Origin of the sequence: Caballeronia sp. S22, from assembly GCF_964261745.1 — a bacterium.
GTDB classification, from domain to species: domain Bacteria; phylum Pseudomonadota; class Gammaproteobacteria; order Burkholderiales; family Burkholderiaceae; genus Caballeronia; species Caballeronia jiangsuensis.
This window is the reverse complement of sequence record NZ_OZ180039.1, coordinates 1,169,800-1,194,316: the sequence shown is the minus strand read 5'-3', so window position 1 is coordinate 1,194,316 and position 24,517 is coordinate 1,169,800. Positions and strand designations below refer to the sequence as shown.

General features: G+C 65.4%; 13 protein-coding genes. 10 read left to right on the top strand and 3 right to left on the bottom strand.

All coding sequences use genetic code 11. The annotated features are described in order from the left end of the window. Positions 1-5: 5 nt before the first annotated feature. Positions 6-938 (top strand): electron transfer flavoprotein subunit alpha/FixB family protein, encoded by a 933-nt coding sequence (locus ACEN42_RS37050; protein WP_371882549.1) that lies wholly within the window; start codon positions 6-8, stop codon positions 936-938. Positions 939-987: 49 nt separating this feature from the next. Further along, a complete protein-coding gene (locus ACEN42_RS37045) occupies positions 988-2,418 on the top strand; it encodes a cytosine permease (protein ID WP_371882548.1) in 1,431 nt (476 codons plus the stop codon). Between the two features lie 6 nt (positions 2,419-2,424). Here the strand turns inward: ACEN42_RS37045 and ACEN42_RS37040 are convergent, their stop codons facing one another. Both ACEN42_RS37040 and ACEN42_RS37035 read right to left on the bottom strand, forming a co-directional pair. Next, positions 2,425-2,628 carry a hypothetical protein gene (locus ACEN42_RS37040; protein ID WP_187603668.1) on the bottom strand — a complete coding sequence of 68 codons (204 nt, stop codon included), beginning with the start codon at positions 2,626-2,628 and terminating at the stop codon, positions 2,425-2,427. Positions 2,629-2,686: 58 nt separating this feature from the next. Next, on the bottom strand, positions 2,687-3,700 hold the full coding sequence (locus ACEN42_RS37035) for a prohibitin family protein (protein ID WP_371882547.1): 1,014 nt from the start codon (positions 3,698-3,700) through the stop codon (positions 2,687-2,689). Between the two features lie 137 nt (positions 3,701-3,837). Here ACEN42_RS37035 and ACEN42_RS37030 point away from each other — a divergent pair, with 137 nt between their 5' ends. Continuing rightward, positions 3,838-4,581, top strand: a complete 744-nt coding sequence (locus ACEN42_RS37030) for a class I SAM-dependent methyltransferase (protein WP_371882546.1) — start codon at positions 3,838-3,840, stop codon at positions 4,579-4,581. 106 nt (positions 4,582-4,687) lie between these two features. Here the strand turns inward: ACEN42_RS37030 and ACEN42_RS37025 are convergent, their stop codons facing one another. Then, positions 4,688-5,047: a DUF6072 family protein gene (locus ACEN42_RS37025; protein WP_371882545.1), complete on the bottom strand. Its 360-nt coding sequence runs from the start codon at positions 5,045-5,047 to the stop codon at positions 4,688-4,690. 173 nt (positions 5,048-5,220) lie between these two features. Between ACEN42_RS37025 and ACEN42_RS37020 the strand changes: the two genes are divergently transcribed. From ACEN42_RS37020 to ACEN42_RS36990, 7 genes are all read left to right on the top strand, one after another. Beyond that, entirely contained in the window at positions 5,221-6,522 is a 1,302-nt protein-coding gene (locus ACEN42_RS37020; protein ID WP_371882544.1) for an NtaA/DmoA family FMN-dependent monooxygenase, read from the top strand. Between the two features lie 4 nt (positions 6,523-6,526). Further along, positions 6,527-19,750: an amino acid adenylation domain-containing protein gene (locus ACEN42_RS37015; RefSeq protein ID WP_371882543.1), complete on the top strand. Its 13,224-nt coding sequence runs from the start codon at positions 6,527-6,529 to the stop codon at positions 19,748-19,750. Further along, entirely contained in the window at positions 19,743-21,263 is a 1,521-nt protein-coding gene (locus ACEN42_RS37010) for a 4-hydroxyphenylacetate 3-hydroxylase N-terminal domain-containing protein (RefSeq protein ID WP_371882542.1), read from the top strand. The genes ACEN42_RS37015 and ACEN42_RS37010 overlap by 8 nt, the downstream gene beginning before the upstream one ends. A 13-nt stretch (positions 21,264-21,276) precedes the next feature. After that, complete coding sequence (locus tag ACEN42_RS37005; RefSeq protein ID WP_035499072.1) at positions 21,277-21,480, top strand: MbtH family protein; 204 nt, start codon at positions 21,277-21,279, stop codon at positions 21,478-21,480. Positions 21,481-21,500: 20 nt separating this feature from the next. Next, positions 21,501-23,135: a cyclic peptide export ABC transporter gene (locus ACEN42_RS37000; protein WP_371882541.1), complete on the top strand. Its 1,635-nt coding sequence runs from the start codon at positions 21,501-21,503 to the stop codon at positions 23,133-23,135. 220 nt (positions 23,136-23,355) lie between these two features. Further along, entirely contained in the window at positions 23,356-23,553 is a 198-nt protein-coding gene (locus ACEN42_RS36995; RefSeq protein ID WP_187603676.1) for an MbtH family protein, read from the top strand. A gap of 10 nt (positions 23,554-23,563) precedes the next feature. Then, positions 23,564-24,460 (top strand): cupin-like domain-containing protein, encoded by an 897-nt coding sequence (locus tag ACEN42_RS36990; protein ID WP_371882540.1) that lies wholly within the window; start codon positions 23,564-23,566, stop codon positions 24,458-24,460. The last annotated feature ends 57 nt before the right edge of the window (positions 24,461-24,517 follow it).

Sequence of the window (24,517 nt, the reverse complement as noted above, 5' to 3'; positions counted from 1 at the left end):
GGGAAATGACGATTCTGGTTATCGCGGAACATGGCAACACGTCGGTCAATGCGGCGACGTTGAAGACCATCGGCGCGGCGCGGAAGATCGGCGCGAATATTCATGTGCTGATCGCCGGTCATCACGCGCACGGCATCGCGGAAGCCGCCGCGAAGATCGTGGGCGTGTCGAAAGTGCTGCTCGCCGATGCGCCGCAACTCGAAGCCGGCCTCGCGGAGAACATCGAAGCGACGGTGCTGCCGATCGCCGCGAACTACTCGCACATCCTCGCGCCCGCAACGGCCTTCGGCAAGAACGCGATGCCGCGCATCGCCGCGAAGCTCGACATCGCGCAGATCAGCGACGTGACGGCCATCATCGCCGACGACACCTTCGAACGCCCGATCTACGCGGGCAACGCCATCGCCACGGTCCGATCGACCGATGCGGTCAAAGTGCTCACGGTGCGCGCGACGAGCTTCGATGCCGTATCGGCGGAAGGGGGAAGCGCTTCGATCGAGCGCATCGAAGCGGCTGCGGATCGCGGGCTGTCGCGCTTCGTCAGCCGCGCAGCGACGAAGCTGGAGCGCCCCGAACTGACGAACGCCGGCACCATCGTGTCGGGCGGACGCGGCCTCGGCAGCGGCGAGAACTACGCGAGGATGCTCGAACCGCTCGCCGACAAACTCGGCGCGGCGCTGGGCGCATCGCGCGCCGCCGTCGATGCGGGCTTCGTCCCGAACGACTATCAGGTCGGGCAGACCGGCAAGATCGTCGCGCCGCAGTTGTATGTCGCCGTCGGCATTTCGGGAGCGATCCAGCATCTCGCCGGCATGAAGGATTCGAAGGTGATCGTCGCGATCAACAAGGATCCGGACGCGCCGATCTTCGGCGTGGCCGACTACGGTCTCGTTGGCGATCTGCACGACATCGTGCCGGCATTCGTCGACGCGATCTGAATCCGCACACATCTTTCTCACGAAGTGCCTTACCGCTCAGGAGACGAGCATGGAACGCAACACTTCAGCACCCGCCGCGAACGCCTCGCTGATCGAGCGCCGCTCGATCGACTATATTCCCGACGCGGAGCGCCACGGCAGCCTGTTCAGCCAGTTCACCCTGTGGTTCGGCGCGAATCTGCAAGTCACGGCGGTCGTCGTCGGCGCGCTCGCGGTCGTGCTCGGCGGCGATGTGTTCTGGTCGCTGATCGGGCTGCTCATCGGCCAGGTCATCGGCGGCGCGGTGATGGCGTTGCACGGCGCGCAGGGCCCGCAACTCGGCCTGCCGCAGATGATCTCCAGCCGCGTGCAGTTCGGCGTGTACGGCGCGATCATTCCGCTCGTGCTCGTCTGCGTGATGTATATCGGTTTTTCGGCGGGCGGCACGGTGCTCGCGGGGCAGGCCATCGGCGCGCTCCTGCATACGGACAACACGACATCGATCCTGATCTTCGCGGCGCTGATCGTGCTGCTCACCGGTTTCGGCTATCGCGTCATTCATGCGATGGGCCGCGTGTCGAGCATCGTCGGCACGCTCGCGTTTCTCTATCTGTTCGCGAGCCTGCTGCACGGCCATGCGCCCGATACGCTGCTCGCGAACCGGCACTTCACCGTGGCTTCCTTTCTGCTGGCGATTTCGCTGTCGGCCTCGTGGCAGATCGCGTACGGGCCGTATGTCGCGGACTATTCGCGCTACCTGCCGAAGTCGACTTCCGCGCGCAAGACCTTCTTCGCCGTGTTCAGCGGCACGGTGATCGGCGCGCAGGTATCGATGACCTTCGGCGTGCTGGCCGCCGCGCTTGCCGGCGAGCGCTTTTCGGGGCACGAGGTCGGCTTTATCGTCGGACTGGGTGCGACCGGTGCGATTGCCGCTGTGCTCTACTTCACGATCGCGCTCGGCAAGCTCACGATCACCACGCTCAACGCCTACGGCAGCGTGATGTCGGTCGCGGCCATCGTCACCGGCTTCGGCGGACAGCGCGAGATCTCGTCACGCACGCGGCTCGTCTTCGTGCTGCTGAGCGTCGCGGCATCGAGCGGACTCGCGCTCGCCGGACAGCACTCGTTCCTGAAGGCGTTTTCTTCGTTCCTGCTGTTTCTGCTCGTGTTCTTCACGCCGTGGAGCGCGATCAATCTCGTCGATTACTACTGGGTCACGCGCGAGCGCTACGACGTGCCCGCCCTCTTCGATGTCAATGGCCGTTACGGACGATGGAATGTCACGGGCATCACGGTCTATGCGCTCGGCGTGCTCGTGCAGATGCCGTTCGTCGCGACCGGCTTCTATACGGGCGCGTGGGTCGATGCGCTGGGCGGCGTCGATATATCGTGGATCGTGGGCATCGTCGTGCCGGGCATTCTGTATTACGCGATGTCGCGGCTCGGGCGATCGCAAGTGCCGGAGCGTGTCGCGTCCGAAGCGATGCCCAACGCGGATTAGCCTCGCCTAAATCTTCTGCTTGTCTCCGCGATAGATGATTTCGACATTCTCAGGCGAAGGCGTCAGAAGCAGGAGGCCGACGAACACGATGATCGGCGTAATGAACAAGCTCAGAAGAAACGTTCCGAGATAGCCGAGATGCGTGCGCCGGCCGCGATACGCGACGAGCAGGCTCAGAACGATATAAACGAGGCTGGGAATCACAATCATGATGGCCTCCCGTGATCGTCGCGGCTGCAACGAGCAATCAGCTTAACATCACAAGCATCTAACGTTGTTTAACGCCTGGATTGGCGGCTCGCGACACGTTGGTTTCATCGCCGGGCGCGGTGCCGCCGCTGCTTTCGGAGGCGGCACCGCCCGCGTCGCCGGCTTTCGGAAAGAGCTTTGGAAGATCGCGCCATTGCGGCAGCGGATGCGACTGCGGGTCGATCACCTTCGGCGCGGGAAGGTCCGGCTGCTTGGCGATGTCGCTTCCGAGAATCAACGGAAGCTGATCTTTCCCGCCGCCGACCACGACGATCTTCGAGTTGCTGGAGTTCGACAACTGCACGGTCGCTTCGATGCCTCGCCATGTCAGCAACTGGGGCGTCAGCGAATTGGCGACGATGGAATAGAACGTCTGAATGCCGATGGCCTCGATCCGCTTGCGCTCCGCTTCGTCCTGCGCCTGCGCGATCAGGAATTTATACGCCTGCGCATTCTGTTCTTCCGTGAGCTTTCTGTTGATCGAGTCGTTCACCGTGGTCGGAAGATCGAGATCGCGCACGACGACGCGCTCGAAGAAAATAAGCCCCTTCGCGGCCGGCGATCCGTGCATCTTCTCCAGTATGCGGCCTTCCAGCTCTTCGACATTGATGCGATACAGATCATGCGGATCGCATTTGCCGATGATGTCGCGCACGGCGCCGAGCGAAATCGGACGCACGACCCGGTCCACGTAGTCATAGCCGACTTCCTGATGCAGCTTCCCCGCGCTATCCGGCACCGGGCGATACAGCACGGAAATCTCCACCTGAACGCTCAGGCCGTCGCGCGCGAGCGCGTGGACGCTCTCGTCGAGCGTCTTCGTCCTGACCTCGTAGGTATAGATCCGGTCGAACGGCCACTTGATGTTCAGCCCTTCGTGATAGACGAAGTCCGTCTCCGTGCCGTGTCTCAGCAAGCGATAGAGCACGCCGACATGGCCCGCCGGAATGATGATGAACGTGAAAGGAATCAGCAGCAGCACGATGACGCCGACGACGAGCGACACCGCGATGAACTTTTCGCTCCTGCTCATCCGATACCGGACGTGCCTGACTATGCGGTGCTTTTGAGGTTCGGAAGCCTCGTCATCGACTGGATCCGCTGGGCTCATCTGGCATCAACTCGTACGGATAACGAATAATTCGCAGAATTTTGCGGCGCAAAAAGTGTTTGCATAGTAACATCAAGCGCAAGATCGGACGACACCTGCACACGGAAATGCTCGCTCCCGCATCGGCCTCCATTCCCTCGGTAGACAGCGCTGCAACGCCCGCGCAATTGCGCCGTTTCTTCTATGCCGCGTATTGCGACACGCCCGCGCCCTTCCGATGGTTGAGCGCGATTCGCCCTTACGTCTGCCCTTACGACAAACTGTTGCCCTTCATTCGCGACGGCGCCGAGGTTCTCGACGTGGGCTGCGGCGCGGGATCGCTGCTCACGCTGCTCGCGGCCATGAAAAAGATTCGCCGTGGCGTGGGTTGCGACGTCATGGCGCCGCCGCTGGAATCGGCGCGCGCCGCAGCGCAGCGTGTCGGCGCACAAGACATTCTGACGTTCGAGCACGTACGGTCGGTCGCAGAAGCGCCGGAAGGTCCGTTCGACGTCGTTGCGATGGTGGACGTCCTGCATCACGTCCCGCCGGGAAGCAGAAGCGACGTATTCGCCGCCGCGGCGCAGCGCGTCAAACCTGGCGGCATTTTTCTCTACAAGGATATGACCGCGCGCCCGGGCGGGCGTCGGCTGGCCCACAATATCGACGATTACATCTTTACGCGCGAGTGGGTGGAGCAAGTCCCCGAAGGCGCCGTGGAAACCTGGGCCGGCGATCATCGGCTCGCTCTCGTGCATGGTGAATTCATTCCCCGTCTGATCTATGGGCACGAGCTTCGGGTGTTTCAGCGACTCGAGCATTGAAACGAGCGTGCACATGCTTTCAGATGCGCGGCGAGTGCTTCGGGCGCATCTGAAAAGCTATGCTCAGTGATGTTTGCAATCGTATCGGCGGAGAACCGATGGGGGATTACTCGGCCGGCGGGCTCGCCGCTTCCGCTCTGGCCTTTCGCGTCTCCTTCGCCTTGGTGACGAGATCGTTGACGTGGTTCCACAGGTACTTGTCGGTCACCGATTTCGAGTAGGAATCAGCCGCCGCCAGCAGCAGACCGACCGGCCCGAAAAGCATCTTGATGCCGATGCCTGCTGCCACGTGCACAGCGCCATTCACGACATTTCCATCCATCAGAAGACTCGCGCCAGGGACGAACGCTTCGCCCACGAGTTTCACGCCATTGGTGGCCGGACTCGTGCTGCGCGTCACAGCGGGAGTGTCGCTGGTAATTCTTTCCGTATGAGGAGTCTCGGTGACCGCGGTGTTGTCTTTCATGTCTTGGCCCTCAGGTCAACTTAATTGACAACTTCAACCACACTAGAACAATATACGCAGAAATTCCGGTGACTACCAGTAAAAAGGTGGTGTCGCATGTTCGTACGAAACCCTGCTGGAAATGATTCCATCAAGGCATCACAAACGTGTGACATGGTACGCGGAGCCGCATCGTGACGCGCCGTCACATGCTTTTATCGGCTTACGTGCTGGTGCCCGGAAGTCACTTCGGCGCCATGTGGCGCCATCCCTATAGCGAAACCGATTTCTGCGATCGCAGGCTCTACGAAAACCTGGCTCGCAGCCTTGATCGCTATGGTTATGACTATGCGTTCGTGCCGGAATCGCTCGCCGTTCCAATGGGTGAAGACGGCGAATGGCAAACGATGACAAGCCGCGGTGCAAGCGGCGCGATCCGTCACGATCCCGCCTTGCTCGTTGCGCCGATGATCGGCGTCACGCGCCGCCTGAGGTTTACGGTCACGCTGTCGACGACCTATATGGAGCCTTATCATATCGCCAGAACGCTTAGTACACTGAATCATTTTAGTCAAGGTCGAATGGCGTGGAATGTCGTCACGTCGGCGGGGCCGAGCAACGGCATCAACTTCGCGCATCTGACATCGCTCGATCATCGCGATCTATACGATCGTGCGGAAGAAGTGCTGACGGTGTGTCACGACCTCTGGTCCTCGTGGGATGAAGGCGCGCTCATTGCCGACAAGAAGTCCGGAGTCTATGCCCGCGCCGACAAGATCCATCAGATCGATCACAAGGGCCGTCACTTCGATATACGCGGCCCGCTGACGCTGCCGTACCGGGGCGGACCCACGCTGATGGCCGCGGGCGTCTCGCCGCGAGGCCGCGACTTCGCGGCGCGCTGGGCGGAAGTCATCTTCGCGATACAGAGCGAGCCCGCCGCCATGCGCGAACTGCGCGACGACGTCCGCGCACGCGCCGCGCGCATGGGACGCTCGCCGCAGGACATACGCCTGATGGCGGCGGTGCAACCCGTGATCGGCGAGACGCGTGAAATCGCCGAGGCCCGCGCCGCGCATCTCGACACGCTCGTGAACTCCGATGCAGCCCGAAGCTATCTGGCCGCGATGCTGGGCCTCGACCTGTCGGGCGTATCGGGCGATGCACCCTTGCAGCCGATTCTCGAAACCCAGCGCAAGCGGCCCGCGGTCGATGCGGGCGGCACGCTGGCGTGGCTTGCGAAGCTGCTCGATGCGAAACCCGACATTCGCGTCGATGATGTCGCCATCGGGTTGTCGGCGAGCACGGGCACGCCGCGTCTCATCGGTACGGCGTCGGATGTCGCCGATCAACTTCAGGCGTTGTTCGAAGACTGCTGCGACGGCTTCGTCATCACGCCGACGCATTTTCCGGGCACCTTCGAGGAATTTGGCCGCGCCGTGATTCCCGAGCTGCGTGCACGTGGATTGACGTCCACTCATCATCAGGATGGCTGATTGAATGGACGCGTTGACCGATCCGATCGACGGCGGCCACGACGCGACGCGCTGGTCCGCCGACGAGCTGACGACGCTGACCGTATGCGACCTTCTGGAGCGCCAGGCCGCGCGCACGCCCACGACCGCGGCGTTGCTGCACGGCGCGCGCCAGATGACCTACGCGGAACTGAACGTGCGCGCGAACCGGCTGGGCGATCTGCTCATGTCGCACGGGCTCGGGCCGGGGGACATCGTCGCGATCGCGCTGCCGCGTTCGTTCGACATGGTGCTGGCCATTCTCGGCGTGCTCAGGAGCGGCGCGGCCTATCTTCCGCTCGATCCCGCGTATCCGGCGGACCGGCTCGCCTTCATGTCGCGCGATGCGCGGCCGTCGTGCGTGCTGACCAACACGAGCCTCGCCGCCGAACTCGCCGAAATCGTGCGGGAGATTCCGATACTGCATATGGTCGATCTCCCCGCGAGCGATCATGCCGCGCGTGAGGAAACGGCGCATCGCACAGGCGCACGCCCGCTCGATGCGGCGTATGTCATCTATACGTCGGGCTCGACGGGCCGCCCGAAAGGTGTGGTCGGTCTGCACGCCGGCCTCGTCAATCGACTGTGCTGGGTGGCCGAAACGTATGCGTTCGCGCCCGGCGAAACGGTGCTCGCCAAAAGCTCGATGAGCTTTATCGATGGCGCGACGGAACTGCTCGCGCCGCTGATCGCGGGCGCCACGGTCGCGCTGACCGATGCGGATGTCGCCAGAGACCCGGCGCTGCTGGCCGCCGAAATTCCGCGTCTGGATATTAGCCGCATCACGGTCGTTCCCAGCCTGCTCGCGGCGCTGCTCGATCAGCCCGATCACGTCGCGCTCAACCGCTGTCCACTCTGGATATGCAGCGGCGAAACGCTGCCGCCCGCGCTGGCGGAACGCTTTGCCGCCTGCGTGCCGGATGCCTGTCTCGTCAATTTCTACGGGTCGTCGGAAGCGAGCGGCGACAGCCTGCATGCCGTCGCCACGCCGGCCAACGGCGCGCCGGTCGGCCACGAGATCTGGAACACATCGGCTTATGTGCTCGATGAACGCCTGCAACCCTGCGCCACGGGTGAGGCCGGCGAACTCTATCTCGCGGGCGCGGGACTGGCCCGAGGCTATCTCGGGCAACCGGGCCTCACGGCAGAGCGCTTTCTGGCCGATCCTCATGGTCCGCCCGGCTCGCGGATGTATCGCACCGGCGACAGGGCGCGTCGGCGCGGCGACAACGAAGTCGAATATCTCGGCCGCGCTGACAGGCAGGTCAAGATACGCGGCTTTCGCGTCGAGCCGGGCGAAATCGAAGCTGCGCTCTTCGCGCATCCGCATGTCGCGGCGGCGGCCGTCGTCCTGCAGGAGGATGCACCGGGCGATGGACGGCTCGTCGCTTATGTCGTGCCCGTAGCCGGCTATGAAGAAGCCGCTGTGCGCGACTCGCTGGCGCGCCGGATGCCGGACTACATGCTGCCGTCGGCCTTCGTCGCGATGTCCGCGTTGCCGCTCCTTCCCAACGGCAAGCTCGATCGCGCCGCCTTGCCCAAAGCGATGCGTGACGGCGGTCGCGGTCCTTCCGGCAGAACGCCCGTCGAGATCGAACTCGCGCGCTTGTTCGCCGATGTGCTGCGGCTGGATGACGTCGGCATCCACGATGACTTCTTCGCATCCGGCGGCCATTCGCTGCTTGCCGCACAGCTCGCGAACCGGATACGCGCCGTATTGCAGATCGATGCGAGCGTCAGCGATGTGTTCCGCGCGCCGACCGTCGAACGGCTTGCCGCGTTGCTCGAAGGCGGCGGCACGCGGCGGCTGCGCTTGTCGGCGGAGACATCGCGCGAGCGCGCCTGCCTGTCGGCGGGACAGCAGGGATTGTGGTTTCTGGCGCGGCTGGGCGATGGCGCGGCGGCGGCCGCCTACAACCTGCCCTACGCCTTCGAACTGTCCGGTCCGTGCGATGCGCACGCGCTGCGTCTCGCGCTTCACGACGTCGCCGCGCGGCACGACAGCCTGCGCACGCTCTTTCGTCATGCGGACGACGGCCCGTATCAGCATGTCCTGCGCGCGAGCGAACTCGACGACCTGCTCGCCGTGACGGACATCACGCCCGCCGAACTCGATCGCCATATCGCCGACGAGACCGGCGCGCCCTTCGATCTCGAAAACCGCATTCCCTTCAGGGCACGCCTGCTGCGCTGTACGCAAGATCGCGCGGTGCTGGTTTTCAGCTTTCACCACATCGCCTTCGATGGCGCGTCGCTCGCGCCGTTTCTGCGCGACGTATCGACGGCTTACGCCGCGCGGCGCGCCGGCGCGCGACCGGACTTGCCGCCGCTGCCGGTGCAGTACGCCGATTTCGCGGACTGGCAGCGCAAGCTGCTCGGCTCCGTCCACGAAACGGGCAGTCTCGCGCAACGGCAGCTCGCCTACTGGCGCGGCATGCTGGCCGACCTTCCCGACGAATTGCCGCTGCCGCGCGTGCGCGCACGACCGGCCGACGCGCTGGGCCGCGCCGAACGCATCGCGTTCCGGATCGATGCGGGCCTGCATCGTCGCGCGGCGCACTTCGCCCAGGCTCATCACGCCACGCTCTTCATGGTGTTGCAGTGCGCGCTGGTCGCGGTGCTGCGACGCTTCGGCGCGGGCACGGACGTGTTCATCGGCACGCCGGGCGAAAACCGCTTCGACGAGCAGCTCAAGGACCTCGTCGGCTACTTTGTGAACAGTCTGGTGCTGCGCGTCGATGCGAGCGGCCATCCGACGTTTCGCGAACTGCTCGCGCGCGTGCGCGATGTCGATCTCGCCGCTTACGCCAATCAGGATGTGCCGTTTTCGAGCATCGTGGAGACGCTCAATCCCGAGCGCGGCGCCGCGCGTCATCCGCTGTTCCAGGTTGCGCTGACGCTCGAATACGGCGATGACGCGCGGCTCTCGCTGCAAGGCCTGACGGCGACGCCGCGCGCCATCGGCAATGCGGCGGCCAAGTTCGATCTCGCATTCGAGTTCATCGCCCACGGCGGCGGCGATGATGGTCACGGCATCATCGAAGGCAGTCTCGAATTCGCCGCCGATTTGTTCGAGCCCGCCACCGCTCGCCGCATGACCGCCGCGTTTCAGGGCATGCTCGATCAGGCCATCGCCGATCCCGACGCGGGCATCGGGCGTCATGTCGTGCTCGCGCCCGAGGAACGCGCGGCGCTGCTCGGCTTCGGCGCGCCATCGCAGGCGCGTCAGCGGGAAGCGCAGTCGATCCCGCAACGCTTCGCGCAGATCGTCGAGCGGCAGCCGCACGCCATCGCGTTGCGTTGCGGCGCGCACGCACTGACGTATCGGCAGCTCGACCGGATGTCGAACCGGCTCGCGCATCGGCTCGCGGCGCACGGCGTTGCACTGGAAACACGCGTCGCCGTCGATATGGCCCGCTCGCTTGAGCTGATCGTCGCGACGCTCGCCATCGTGAAGGCCGGCGGATGCTATCTGCCGCTCTATCGCGGCCAGCCGCCTGAGCGCATAAGGCGCATGCTCGACGACACGCGAGCCGCGCTCGTGCTCCACGATACCGACACACACCCCGGCTACGGCGCCGCGGCAACGCTCCGCATCGATCCCGCGATGCTCGACGAAGGCGACGACAGTCCCCTCATCATCGACATCCCGCCGCAGTGCCTGATCAACGTCATGTACACGTCCGGCTCGTCCGGGCTGCCCAAAGGCATCGAGTTGACGCACAGGGGCATCGTCGATATGGCGATGGATCTGCTCGACCTTCCGCCGCAACGCGTGCTGTTCCAGTCGGCCTATGCGTTCGACGCCAGCAGCTATGAAATCTGGAGCGCGTTATTGCGCGGAGACGAACTCGCCGTAGCTTCGTGCGAGCAGTTGACGCCCGCCGATCTGCGCCGCGAAATCGCCGACCACGGCGCGAACAATCTCCTCCTGACGACGAGCCTGTTCAATCTGCTGGTCACGGAAGACCTGGAGTGTCTGAACGGCCTGCGCACGATCCTCACCGGCGGCGACACGGCCTCGGTCGCGAGCTTCCAGCGGGTCCTGCAACGCTTTCCGGAGATCACCCTCCTGAACTGCTACGGCCCGACCGAGACCAGCGTGTTCGTCACGAGCTTTCCGGCGACGCCGGACCGGCGGCTGCGGCATCCGGTTCCGATCGGCGCGCCGCGAGCGTCCGCGCAGATTCACGTGCTCGACGACTTCCTGAACCTTTGCCCGATCGGCGTGGCGGGCGATCTCTATATCGCGGGCGATGTCCTCGCGCGCGGGTATGTCGGGCAGACGGGCATCACGGCCGAGCGCTTCGTCGCCGATCCTCACGGACGGCCCGGCGCGCGCATGTATCGCACCGGCGATCTCGCACGCTGGAACGAACAGGGCGAGCTGGAATTCGCCGGCCGCGCCGATCAACAGGTGAAGGTGCGCGGACTGCGCGTCGAACCCGGCGAAATCGAAACCGCGCTGTCCGAGCAGCCCGCGATCCGCGCGTGCGCGGTGCTGGCGCAGCAGGACGGCGCGACGGGCAGCCGTCTCGTGGCCTATGTCGTCGCTGACGAGCATTACGACGAGCGGCATGTGCGCGCGGCGCTCCGGCAGCGCCTGCCCGACTATATGGTGCCGGTCGGCTTCGTGAGGCTCGACAGGCTTCCGATCACGCGTAACGGCAAGCTCGACCGCAAGGCGCTGCCAGCCTATCAGGCGCGGACATCGGCGACGCGCCCGCCCGCGACGCCGCGCGAAGCCGCGCTGGCGAAGCTGTTCGCGGACGTGCTCGATATCGAATCCGTCGGTGCGGACGATGGCTTCTTCGCGCTGGGCGGCGACAGCATCCTGTCGATTCAGCTCGTCAGCCGTGCACGCAAGGCGGGGCTCGTGCTGACGCCCGCGGATGTCTTCCGGGAAAAGACGCCGGCCGCGCTCGCTGTCGTCGCGCGCGATCTGAGCATCGAGCCGCAGTCCGCCGATGCATCGTGGCCGGACATGCTGGCCGCGTTGCGCGCCGATGTGCCCGATGCCGCAGACGTTCTCCCGCTTGCGCCGTTGCAGGAAGGGCTGTTCTTCCATGCCATGTTCGACGCCGCCGGTCCCGATCCGTACATCGTGCAACTGGTGCTGTCGTTCGAAGGCGACCTGAACCGGAACAGGCTGCATGCCGCGCTGAACAGGCTGATCGAACGGCACGAAGCGCTGCGGGTCAGCTTTCATGCCGTCGATGGACGCACCGTGCAGGCGCTGCGCCGCGCCGTCGAAACGCGCTGGCGAGACATCGATCTAACCGACGCCACGAATCCGCACGATGCGCTCGCGGACTGGCTTCGGCAGGATCGCGAGCATCGCTTCGATCTGACTTCAGCGCCGTTGCTGCGCGCCGCCCTGCTGCGGCTGGGCCACGGTCATCATCGGCTGGTGCTGAGTCTTCATCATCTTCTGATCGATGGCTGGTCGATGCCCGTCATCGTGTCCGAGCTGATGCAGGCTTACGCCGGCGAAGCGCTCGGCCATGCGCCGCCGTTGCGCGACCAGTTCGTCTGGCTGGCGAAGCAGGATCGCGAGTCCGCACGCAGCGCGTGGAAGGCGGCGCTCGACGGACTGGACGGACCGACGCGTCTCGTCGCCAACGCGGACCCCGGCGCGAACGCCGCGCGACAGGAATCCGTCGCCGGGATGCTGGATGCGGAAACGACGGCGCGTCTCGTTGACTGCGCGCGCCATCGCGGCCTGACGCTGGCGACCTTCGCGCAGGGCGCGTGGGCGATCCTTCTCGGCCATTGGGCCGGGCGGCACGATGTCGTGTTCGGCGTCACGGCAGCCGGACGGCCAGCCGAGTTGCAGGACGTCGAGAAACGCGTCGGGCTTTTCATCAACACGCTTCCGCTGCGCGCGACCCTGCACGCCGGCGAGACGGTCGCGCAGTTGCTCGAACGCATCCAGCGGGACCAGTCCGCGCTGCTGCCTCATCAGCACATCGGGTTGACCGAGGTGCAGGCGCTCGTCGGGCACGGCGAGCTGTTCGACACGCTGGTGGTCGTCGAAAACTATCCCGCCGCGCGCATGCAAAGCGAGATCGACGGCGTCGTGCTGACGGGGATGACCGTCAACGACACGACGCACTATCCGGTCAGCCTGATGGTCACGCCGGGGCGCGAACTGGAGTTGCGGATCGATCATCGCGCGGATCGGATATCCGACCACGATGCGCGGCGGCTTCTCGAAACGCTCATGCAAATCCTGCGGTCGATGGCGGCGCAGCCGGACGGTCTCGTCGGGCGCATCGACCTGCTTGCGCGCGGCGAACGCGACGAGATCGAGCGCTGGAACGCAAGCGCGCGTCCCGTCGATCAGGACGATGTCGCGGCACGCTTCAGCGCGCAGGCAGCGCGCACGCCGGATGCCATCGCGGTGACGCAGGGATCGGATCAACTGACGTACCGCGAACTCGACATGCGCTCGAACGCGCTGGCTCATTGCCTCGTCGAGCATGGCATCGGGCCGGAGCGCATCGTCGCGCTGACCATGCACCGGACGCCCGACATGGTTATCGCGATGCTCGGCGTGCTCAAGAGCGGCGGCGCCTATCTGCCGGTCGATCCGCATTATCCGCAGGGACGCATCGACGCGATGCTCGCCGATGCGCGGCCCGCGCGCACGCTTTCGGCGCTGCCGCCGCTCGCGGGCTGGCCCACAGGCGCGCTCGTGCGCGCCGTCGCGCCCGGTCATCCCGCGTATGTCGTCTATACATCGGGCTCCAGCGGCAAGCCGAAGGGCGTCGTGGTGACGCGTGCGGGCATCGCGAGTCTGGCCGGCGCGCAGGCCGAGCGCTTCGGCATCACGGAAGCGTCGCGCGTGTTGCAGTTCGCGTCGCTCTCGTTCGATGCCGCCGTCTCCGAAGTGCTCGTCACGCTGCTGCGCGGCGCGCGCCTCGTTCTCGCCGATCCGGCGTTGATGTCGGCGGAGCGCCTCGCCGGGCTGATCCGCGAGCAGGACATCACCTGCGTGACGCTGCCGCCCGCGCTGCTCGCGGTCATGGACCCGGCGACGATTCCCGCCGCGTGCACGATCGTCACCGCGGGCGAGGCGATCTCGCCCGACACGGCGGGACGCTGGTCGAACGGGCGTCGGCTCGTCAACGCCTATGGACCGACGGAAGTCACCGTATGCGCGACGATGAGCGACGACCTCGCCGGCCCGCTCGCGCCGCCGATCGGACGTCCGGTGTGGAACAGCCAGGTCCATGTGCTCGACGCCTGCCTGCGACCGTGCGCGGCGGGCGTGACCGGCGAGATCTACGTCGCCGGCGCGGGACTGGCGCGCGGATACTTCGCGCGGCCCGACCTGACGGCCGAGCGCTTCGTCGCCAATCCGTTCGGCGCGGCGGGAACGCGGCTTTATCGCACGGGCGATCTGGGACGCTGGCGAGCCGATGGCCAACTCGACTATCTCGGCCGCGCCGATCAGCAGATCAAGTTGCGCGGCTTTCGCATCGAGCCGGGCGAAATCGAAGCCGTGCTGATGGAAGACGATGGCGTGCGCTCCTGCGCCGTCGCCGTGCGCGAACGGCAACTCGTCGCCTATGTCGTGACGGCACCGACGTTCGATGCGCAATCGCTGCGCGCCGCCGTCGCAAGACGTCTGCCTGCGCACATGGCGCCGTCGGCGTTCGTGGTGCTCGACGCGCTGCCGCTCACGCCCAACGGCAAGCTCGATCGCAAGGCGTTGCCCGCACCGTCGCGCGAGCTATCGGCGCGGCGCGTTCCGGCGACAGAACGGGAAGCCGTGATCGCGCGGCTCTTCGCCGAAGTGCTCGACCGCGAGGATGTGCAGGCGGACGACAGCTTCTTCGCGCTGGGCGGAGACAGCATTCTGTCGATCCGGTTCGTGAGCCGCGCGCGTGCGGCGGGCCTCGATCTGAGCCCGGCCGATGTGTTCCGGCACAAGACGCCGTCCGGCCTCGCGCAGATCGCCGGCGTTCTATCCGATGCCGGACGCGGCACGGCATCGCCACCGGACGACGATGCGACCGGCCGCGTGCCCGCCACGCCCATCATGCGCTGGCTGAACGGGCGCGGCGGCGCGATCGGCGCATTCAGCCAGTCCATGCGGATAAGCCTGCCGGCCAACGCGCGCCACGCGACGCTCGTGCAGGCATTGCAGGCGGCGATCGCGCGGCATGCGTTGCTGCGGGCGCGTCTGATCGACGGAGAACTCGATGTAACCCCCGGCGACGCCGATGCGCCGACGCTGCTGCAACGGATCGATGCACGCGACTGGACCAGCGCCGATGTCGAGCGCGACGCCGCGCGTCAGCAACACGCGCTCGAACGATGGCTCGCGCCGCAACAAGGCCGCGTGCTGCGGGCCGTCTGGTACGACCGGCGCGCGGCGGCGAGCATGCTCCTGCTCACGATCCATCATCTCGTCGTGGATGGCGTGTCATGGCGCATCCTGCTCGACGATCTCGCAGAGGCCTACGATCTCGCCGCGCGCGGCCAGCCGTGCGTGCTGCCGCCGGTGCCGACGTCCTTTCACCGCTGGGCGCGCCATCTTCACGAGGATGCGCACGCCGCGCGGCGCGTTGCCGAACTCGATCGCTGGCGATGGATCGTCTCCGCCGCCGACTTGCCGCTCGCCGCGCGCCCGCTCGAACGCACCGACACGCTGGCGACGGCGCGTCGCGTGAGCGCGCAGCTCGACGCCGCGACCACGGCGCGCCTGCTCGGCAGCGTGCCCGCGTTGTTCCGCGGCGGTGTGAACGACGTTCTGCTCGCGGGCTACGCGCTCGCCGTGGCCGGATGGCGCGGCGCGAGCGGTCCGGTCCTGCTCGATCTCGAAGGGCATGGACGCGAGCCGGGCGACAGCGGTCTCGATCTGTCGCAGACGGTAGGCTGGTTCACGAGCCTTCATCCCGTGCGCATCGATATCGACAGCGTCGAAACCGGAGCGACGCCGCTCGCCGCGCTCGTGAAGCGGGTCAAGGAAGCGTTGCGGGCGCTGCCCGATAACGGCATCGGATATGGGCTGCTGCGTTATCTCAATGCGCGGACGGCCGCGCATCTGCAAGGCGCGCGCGCGCAACTGTCGTTCAACTACCTCGGCCGCTTCGGCGGTTCGGGCGGCGTCTGGTCGGCGGTTGGCGGCCTGTCGCTCGAAGGCGGCGACGATGCCGATGCGCCCTTGTCCCATGCCATTGCGCTGGATGCACAGGTCGTCGACGGCGACGACGGGCCGCAGCTGCACGCGCACTGGACCTTCGCGGGCGGCCTGTTCGACGAGACATCGATTCGCGAACTGGCCCGCCGCTGGTTCGACGCGCTGCGCGCGATGGCGCGGCTCGAATCCGGCGGCCTGACGCCATCGGATGTCGGCGGCGATTTTACGCAGGCGGAGATCGACGCGATCGAGACCGCGACGCCCGGCGCGCAGGACATCCTGCCGCTTCTGCCCTTGCAGGAAGGGCTGCTGTTCCATTCGCAATACGATGCGTCCGGCCCCGATCCCTACATCGCGCAAATTTCGCTGACCCTCGAAGGGCACGTCGATGCCGCGCGTCTGCGGGCCGCGGCGGACGCGCTGCTGGCGCGTCACGAAGCCTTGCGCGTGAGCATTCGCACCGTGAGCGGACGGCCGGTTCAGGTCGTCGCCGGTTCGGTGAACGCGCCGTGGCGTGCGGTGGATATTTCGGGCGCGCAAGATATCGCCGGGGCGCTGTCGGCCATGCTCGCGTCGGAACGCGAACGCCGCTTCGATCTCGAACGCGCGCCGCTCCTGCGCTTCGCGCTCGTCAAGACCGGTCCGCGACGGCATCGGCTCGTGATGAGCAACCATCATCTGCTGCTCGACGGCTGGTCGATGCCGGTCGTGGTGTCCGATCTGATGTCGCTGTATGCGGGCGATGCGCCGAAGGCCGCGTTTGCGCTACGCGATCAGCACGCATGGCTGAAGCGCCAGGACAGGACGGCCGCGCGTGCCGCCTGGCGCGAAGCGCTGCGCGGACTGGACGGGCCGACACGGCTGACGCGGCCCGAACCGGGTTCGGATGCGTCGGACGCGCGCACGATCCGGATCGATCTGCCCGAGAGCCTGAGCGGCGCGCTCGTCACGCTGGCGCAACGCCACGAAGCGACGATGAGCACGATTCTCCAGGCCTCGTGGGCCGTGCTGCTCGCCCGGCTCACGGGACGCGAGGACATCGTGTTCGGCATCACGGTGTCGGGGCGTCCCGCCGAGTTGCCGGATATCGAGCGGCGCGTCGGCCTCTTCATCAATACGCTGCCACTGCGCGTGGTACTCGATCCGGGCGAGCGCTGGCCCGATCTGTTTCGGCGCATGCAGGCGGCGCAGGCGGACCTGTTACCGCATCAGCATCTCGGCCTCACGGAAATCCTGGAGCAGTCCGGACACAACGAACTGTTCGACTCCCTGCTGATCGTCGAGAACTATCCGATGGATGCCCGCCGCCTGCACGGCGCGTCGGATGGGCTCGCGATCGCGGGCATCGACGGTTACGACGGCACGCACTATCCCGTGACGCTCGTGGCGATTCCGGGCGAACGCATGACGCTGCGTCTCGACTGCCGGATCACTCGGTTCGATGCCGAAGCAGCGCACAAGTTATTGAACCGGTTCGTGCGCGTGCTGGAGCATGTCGCGGCGGCGCCGGAAGAGGCGGTCATCGCCCGCGATCTGCTCGCGCCCGCCGAAGCCGAACGCATGAGCGCGTGGAATCGAACGACGCACGCCATCCCCGATGACGACGTCGCGATACAGTTTTCGCGGCAGGCGCGGCGCACGCCTGAGCTTGTCGCGATCGAACAGGGCGAAACGCGCTGGACATACGCCGATCTCGAGCGGCGTTCGGATGGTTTGGCGCATGCGCTGATCGCACGCGGCATCGGCCCCGACGATCTGGTCGCGCTGACCTTGCCGCGCACGCCCGACATCGTCGTTGCCATGCTCGGCGTCCTGAAGAGCGGCGCGGCCTTCCTTCCGATTGATCCCGCTTATCCGCAGACGCGCATCGCGGCCATGCTCGACGATGCACAACCCGCGCTCGTCGTTGATCGCTTGCCGGCGCATGACGGCGACGGCGCGGTATTCGCCGCCATCGCGCCTGCTGCGCGCGCGGAGCATCTGGCCTACGTGATCTATACGTCCGGCTCGACCGGCACGCCCAAGGGCGTCGCGGTGCCGCGCGCCGGCCTCGTCAATCTGCTGGCGGCGATGCAGGATCGCATCGGCCTGAAATCCGGCGACCGCCTGCTCGCGGTAACGACGCTGGGCTTCGATATCGCGTGCCTCGAATTGCTCGGTCCGCTGCTCGCAGGCGCGACGATCGTGCTGGCCGCCTCCGACGACGTGAAGGATCCGCGCCGGCTCGCGCGCCTCGCCGCTGCATCGCGAGCGAACGTGATGCAGGCAACGCCGACGCTCTGGGACGCGCTGCTGCGCGAAATCGAAGACGGCCCGCGGCCCGCGTTCAGGCTCGCGCTGACCGGCGGCGAGGCGCTGTCCGCGCGTCTCGCGGAACGGCTGCGCGCCCATGCCCGCCGCGTGATCAATGTCTATGGGCCGACCGAAACCACGATCTGGTCGACAGCGGCGGAGCTTGCGGCGGACCGGACCCGAAGCGGCATCGGACGGCCGGTCTGGAATACGCGCGTGCATGTGCTCGACCGCTGGCTGGGCCGCTGCCCGCCGGGGACAGCCGGCGATCTCTATATCGCCGGGCGGGGACTTGCGCGCGGATATATCGGCAGGCCCGATCTGACCGGCGAGCGTTTCGTCGCCGATCCCTACGGCGCGCCGGGCGAACGCATGTATCGAACGGGCGATCTGGCGCGCTGGTCCGCCGACGGCGAACTGGAATTTCTCGGCCGCTCCGATCATCAGGTCAAGGTACGCGGCTTTCGCGTCGAGATTGGCGAAGCGGAAGCCGTGCTGCGCGCGCAGGAATCGGTGCGTGACTGCGCCGTTGCGCTGGTGGACGGGCAACTGGCAGCTTATGTCGTCGCCGATGCGGACTACGACGAAGCCCGGGTGCGCGATGCACTAGCCCATAGCCTGCCCGACTTCATGGTGCCGGCCAGCTTCACGACGCTCGATCGCCTGCCGGTGACGCTCAACGGCAAGCTCGATCGCGCCGCGTTGCCTGCGCCCATTCACGCGCCGCGACGCTTCCTCGCCCCGCGCGACGCCCGCGAAGCGGAACTGGCGCGGCTCTTCGCGGAGACGCTGGAGCGCGAAGCCGTATCGATCGACGACAACTTCTTCGCGCTCGGCGGACATTCGCTGCGCGCGGCGCGGCTCGTCAACCGCATCCGCGATTCGCTGGGCGTGGATCCCGGCATTCGCGCGCTGTTCGAAGCGCCGACCGTCGCGCGCCTGGCCGCGCGGTTGCGGCATCGTCACGCGTCGGATGCGCTCGCGCCGCTGTTGCCGCTACAGCATGCGAGCGCCGCTGCGCCGCTCTTCTGCGTGCATCCCGGATATGGCCTGAGCTGGTGCTATGCGACGCTCATTCCGCATATCGGCGTCGATGTTCCGCTCTACGGGCTGCAATCCCCGATGCTGAGCGGCGAAGCGCCGCCGCCTTCGGTCGCCGGGCTCGCGGACCGGTATATCGCGCATATCCGCGCGATCCAGCCGCGTGGCCCCTATCGCCTGATGGGATGGTCGTTCGGGGGCCTGGTCGCGCACCGGATCGCGACGAGCCTCGAAGCGCAGGGCGAGACCGTCGCGCATGTCGTGCTGCTCGACAGCACGCTGCCTCAGAGTGCGCCGCACGAAACGCTCGCGCCGGCCACGCATCTGGGCAATGTCCTCGCGATGATCGGCTATCCGGCCAGCGACACCGCGCCTGGTGCGCTGCGCTGGGACCGCGTGATGGACCATATGCGCGCGATCGAAAGCCCGCTCGCGCATGTGCCGCAGAGCGCGTTGCCGGCGCTGGTCGAGGTCACCGCGTGCCATGCGACGCTTGCCGCCGCGTTCCGGCCCGCGCCGCTCAGTGCGCCGATCACGTTCATGCGCGCCACGGCGACGCCGTCCGGCGAATCTTCGCTGCGGGCATGGCGCGCGAGCGCACGCGGCGCGCTCGACATCATCGATGTGCCCTATGAACACGACCACATGATGCGGGCCGACGCGCTCGCCGTCATCGGACCGATCATTCGTGATCTATTTGCCAATCGGGTGAGACACAGTGAATGAGCTATCGCGGCATCTGGCGGCGCGGCCGCTGACCGGTCGGGCATTCATCGACAGCCTGCAGGACGGACGCGAGGTCTTCTTCGACGGCGAGCGGATCGACGGCATCGCGACTCATCCGGCGTTCCGCAACAGCGCGCGCTCGCTTGCGCGCCTCTACGACGCGCTGCACGATCCCGCGCAGCAGCCCGGCCTCACCTGCGCGACCGACACGGGCAACGGCGGCTTCACGCACTGCTACTTCCGGCACGCGCGCAACGCGGACGATCTCGTCGCGCAGCAGCAGGCCATCGCGGCATGGGCGCGGCTCACCTATGGCTGGATGGGACGCACGCCGGACTACAAGGCGTCGATCATGAACACGCTGAACGTGAACGCGGACTACTACGGGCCATTCGCCGGCAACGCCCGGCAATGGCACAAGCTCGCGCAGGAAACCGTGCCCTTCATGAATCATGCGCTCGCCAATCCGCCGATCGATCGCGCGCGGCCCGAGAAGGCGCAGGACGTCTACATCCATATCGACGAGGAAACCGACGGCGGTCTCGTCATCTCGGGCGCGAAGGTCGTCGCGACTTCCGCCGCATTCACGCACTACACGTTTCTCAGCCATCACGCCGGCATCGCCAAAAGCGACAAGAGCCGCGCCGTCATGTTCTTCACGCCGATGAACGCGCCGGGGCTCAAGCTCATCTGCCGGAACTCGTACGAATATCAGGCGACGCAGGTGTCGAGTCCCTTCGATTCGCCGCTCAGTTCCCGCTTCGACGAGAACGATGCAATCCTGATCCTCGACCGCGTGTTCGTGCCGTGGGAGAACGTGCTGAGTCACGGCACGGATGCCATGCCGCCGGATTTCCCGACCGCTTCTGGCTTCATGCACGGCACGAGCTTTCACGGTTGCACGCGATACGCGGTGAAGCTGGACTTTCTCACCGGGCTGCTCTCGAAAGCGCTGCACGTCACGAGCGGTGACGAGTTTCGCGGCAATCAGGTGATGCTCGGCGAGGTCATCGCGCTGCGTCATATGTTCTGGTCGCTCGCCAACACGATGGCGCGTCAGCCCGACCGCTGGATCGACGGCGCCGTGCTGCCGAATCTGCACGCCGCGCTGGCGTACCGCGCGCTCGCTCCGGATTCGTATGGGCGCATCAAGGAAATCGTCCACAAGATCGTGGCGTCCGCGCTGATCTATCTGCCCTCTTCCACGCGCGACTTCGACAACCCGGACATCGACCGGTATCTGTCGCGCTACGTTCGCGGCTCGAACGGCATCGGGCATCGCGAACGCATCAAGCTGATGAAGCTCATGTGGGACGCGGTCGGCACGGAGTTCGCGGGGCGTCACGAGCTGTACGAACGCAACTACATGGGCAGCCACGAAGAAGTGAAAGTGCATCTGCAAGCGATGGCGTCGGCGGACGGCTCACTGAAACAGATGACGGATCTCGTCGATCAGTGCCTCGCCGACTATGACGAACACGGATGGGTGAATCCCGTCTGGAAAACGCCATGACCCGGAGAGCGAGATGAATCCTTTCGATGACGAGACCGGCGAGTTTTTCGTTCTGTGCAACGATGAAGGGCAGCATTCACTGTGGCCGTCTTTCGCGGCCGTGCCCGCCGGATGGAACCGCGTGTTCGGCGTGGCGACACGTCATGCATGCATCGACTACATCAACGAAAACTGGACCGACATACGGCCGGCGAGTCTGCGGCGTGAAGCGCCGTAGCATGGAGACCACGAGCACCCATGAAATTCATCAAGCTGCTGTTCGGCGAGGCCAGACGCGATCGCACGCCCTTGCTTCTGGCATCGACATTGCCCGGGGTGATGATGTCCGGCGTGATCGCGCTGGTCACGACCGTGGCGAACTACGATCAGTCGAAGGGGCCGAATCTCTATCTGATGGCGTTCTTCATCATCGCGAGCGTGGCGCTGCTTCTCGCGATGAACTATGCGCTCAACGCCACCACCGCCGTGATCTCGAACTTCATCCTGCAAAAGCGCCTGGACATCGCGCGGGCGGTGCGCTCGCTGGATCTGGAGGCCTATGAAAACATCGGCGCGATGCGTGTGGATTTCGCCATCGGCCGGGACTTGCAGACGATTGAGGAAGCCGCGCCGACCGTCATCGTGCTGATCTATTTCGTCACGCAGCTGTTGTCGTCGGCGCTGTATATTGGTTACCTGTCGCTGATCGCTTTCGCGGTCACGCTGCTGTTTCTCGGGGTCGCGACGTTTTTTTATCGCAGCAGCTATGCGCATGCGGAAGCGCTGTCGAAAGAAGCGACGGAACTCGAAAGCGCGTTTCGTTCCAGCTTCGATCATCTGTTGCGCGGCTTTCGCGAGATCAAGATGAATGCGCGCCGCGATACCGATCTCTTCGACAATTACATCGTGCAGCGCGCGCTCGCCGTGCAGGATTTGCGCGTGAGTTCAGGCCGTGGATTCAATCGCGGACAGACCCTGAGCGACGCCTTTTTCTACGGCCTGCTCGGCTGCATGGTGTTTCTGACGCCGTACTACATCAGCAATTCGTCGACGCCCGCGAAGATCATTCTCGTCATCGTGTTTTCCGGCGGGGCCATCGCCAGTCTGATTCAGGCGCTGCCGGCGGTCTCCCGCGCCGATCTCGCGGTCGACCGGCTCCACGCGCTCGAACGCGAACTGGAGCAGGCGAAACGCGCGGCCGAAACGGGCCCCGGCGCATCCGCGCCCGTACTGGCGCATGGCATCGCGCTGCGCGGCGTGAGTTACACCTACAAGTCGCCGGGCGAGCAGCAGGGCTTTCACGTCGGTCCGTGCGATCTGTTCATCAAGGCCGGAGAGATCACGTTCATCGCGGGCGGCAACGGCAGCGGCAAATCGACCCTGCTCAATCTGATCACCCAGTTGTATGCGCAGGATGCGGGCGAAGTGCGCTGGGATGACAAGACCGTCACCGATGCCAACGCGACAGCCTACAGGCAGCTCTTTTCGGTGATCTTCTCCGACTTCCATCTGTTCGACCGCCTCTATGGCCTCGACGCCGCGCACGACGATCTCGCCGATCTGATTCGGGAAATGGACCTGTCCGACAAGGTTCACTACAACCTCGGGCGCTTCAGCACGACGGACCTGTCGAGCGGTCAGCGCAAACGGCTCGCGATGGTGAGCGCGCTCGCGGAAGGTCGGCCCGTGCTGATCTTCGATGAATGGGCCGCCGATCAGGACCCGCAGTTCCGTCGCTATTACTACGAGAAACTTTTGCCGAGGCTGAAGGCGGCGGGCAAGACGATCATCGCCGTCAGTCACGACGATCGCTGGTTCAACGCCGCCGACAAGGTCGTCTGGATGGAAGAAGGCAAAGTCCAGCGCGTGATGACGACGCCCGCCGCTACATGAACGGTTCGTGACACGCGCGATGACGTTCAATTCCTCTTGATCCGGAATCGAAGCCGATATGTAATAGCGAGGCATTCCTCATCACTGGCGCAAGACGCTCATCGGTCTGGGGCGCGCCGCGTCCGGCATGGCCGGATTGCCTGCGCGACTTCTAATTCATTGCTAACTCCCGGCGCCTATATTTCGTTGCAACCCGAAGCACGAACAAGGGAGCAACAGCATGGACAACCCATTCGACGACGATGAGGGCACGTTCTGTGTCCTGATCAACGAATCGCGGCAGCGCTCGCTCTGGCCCGCTCATCTCGACGTTCCTGCCGGCTGGGAAGTGGAGCATACGATTAGTTCACGAAAGCAATGCCTGGACTACATCGATGCGCACTGGACCGACCCGCGGTCCGACCGAACCACGATATGAGGAGTGGAAAATGACGAAGCGCGTCGTGAAAGTTATCGATCTCGTTCCGGGCCGGGCTGTACAGCTTGCGGCCATCGACAATCAAGCGATCGACCACGAACGGTTCTGGCGCGACCATGTTTGCGCACAGCAACCCATCGTGATCAGACACGCTGTCACGAATTGGCCCGCTTTCAGGAAATGGGGCACGCCCGGCTATCTCGAAGGACTGGCGAACCGCCAGGTGGGCGTGTCGGATACGTTCAACGCCAGCCCGGCCGGCGTCTGGTATCAAAACCTCCCGAAATATCGCCTCGATGAAGCGATCGCGTGTTTGCGCAACGCGGGACCGGACGACACCTTCGCCATTCGCGCCTTGCCGATTCCGCAGGAATGGAAGGCCGACCTCGGAAGCTACGATTTTCTGCATGCGAACCGGGATTTGCCGCCACGCGCTTATGCCCGCGACCGTCTCTTCATCTATCGGAATGCCTCGACCGAATGGCATTACCACACGACGGACGAGACGCTGACGACGCAGATCATCGGCAGAAAGCGCGTCTCGATGTTCAGGCTCTCGAAGGAAGACTGGCATGCATACGCCGTGCCGATCAAATCCAACCTGCATCACATGGATGAACGGGCGCGCTTCTTTCCCGAGGATGCATCCCTGACCAAATTCGAAGCGACGCTCGAACCCGGCGATGTCCTCTATATTCCGCCGTTCTGGTGGCATGGCGTCGATCCCGCCGATACCGGATTCGGCATCACGCTGGCGCATTGCTTCCGCACGCCGTTCAACCGGCTCGGCTCACTCAGCGATCCGGCCGTGAAAGACGTGATCCGGGCACAGGGCAGTCTCATGCTGGCGCTTCGCATGAGAGCCTTCGTCGCGCTGGGCTCGCTTACCCGAATCGTGAATCCCTGAAGTGTTTCGTCCAGAACTCGCATAACGATGTTTTCGGACATCGGTTTCCGGAGCACC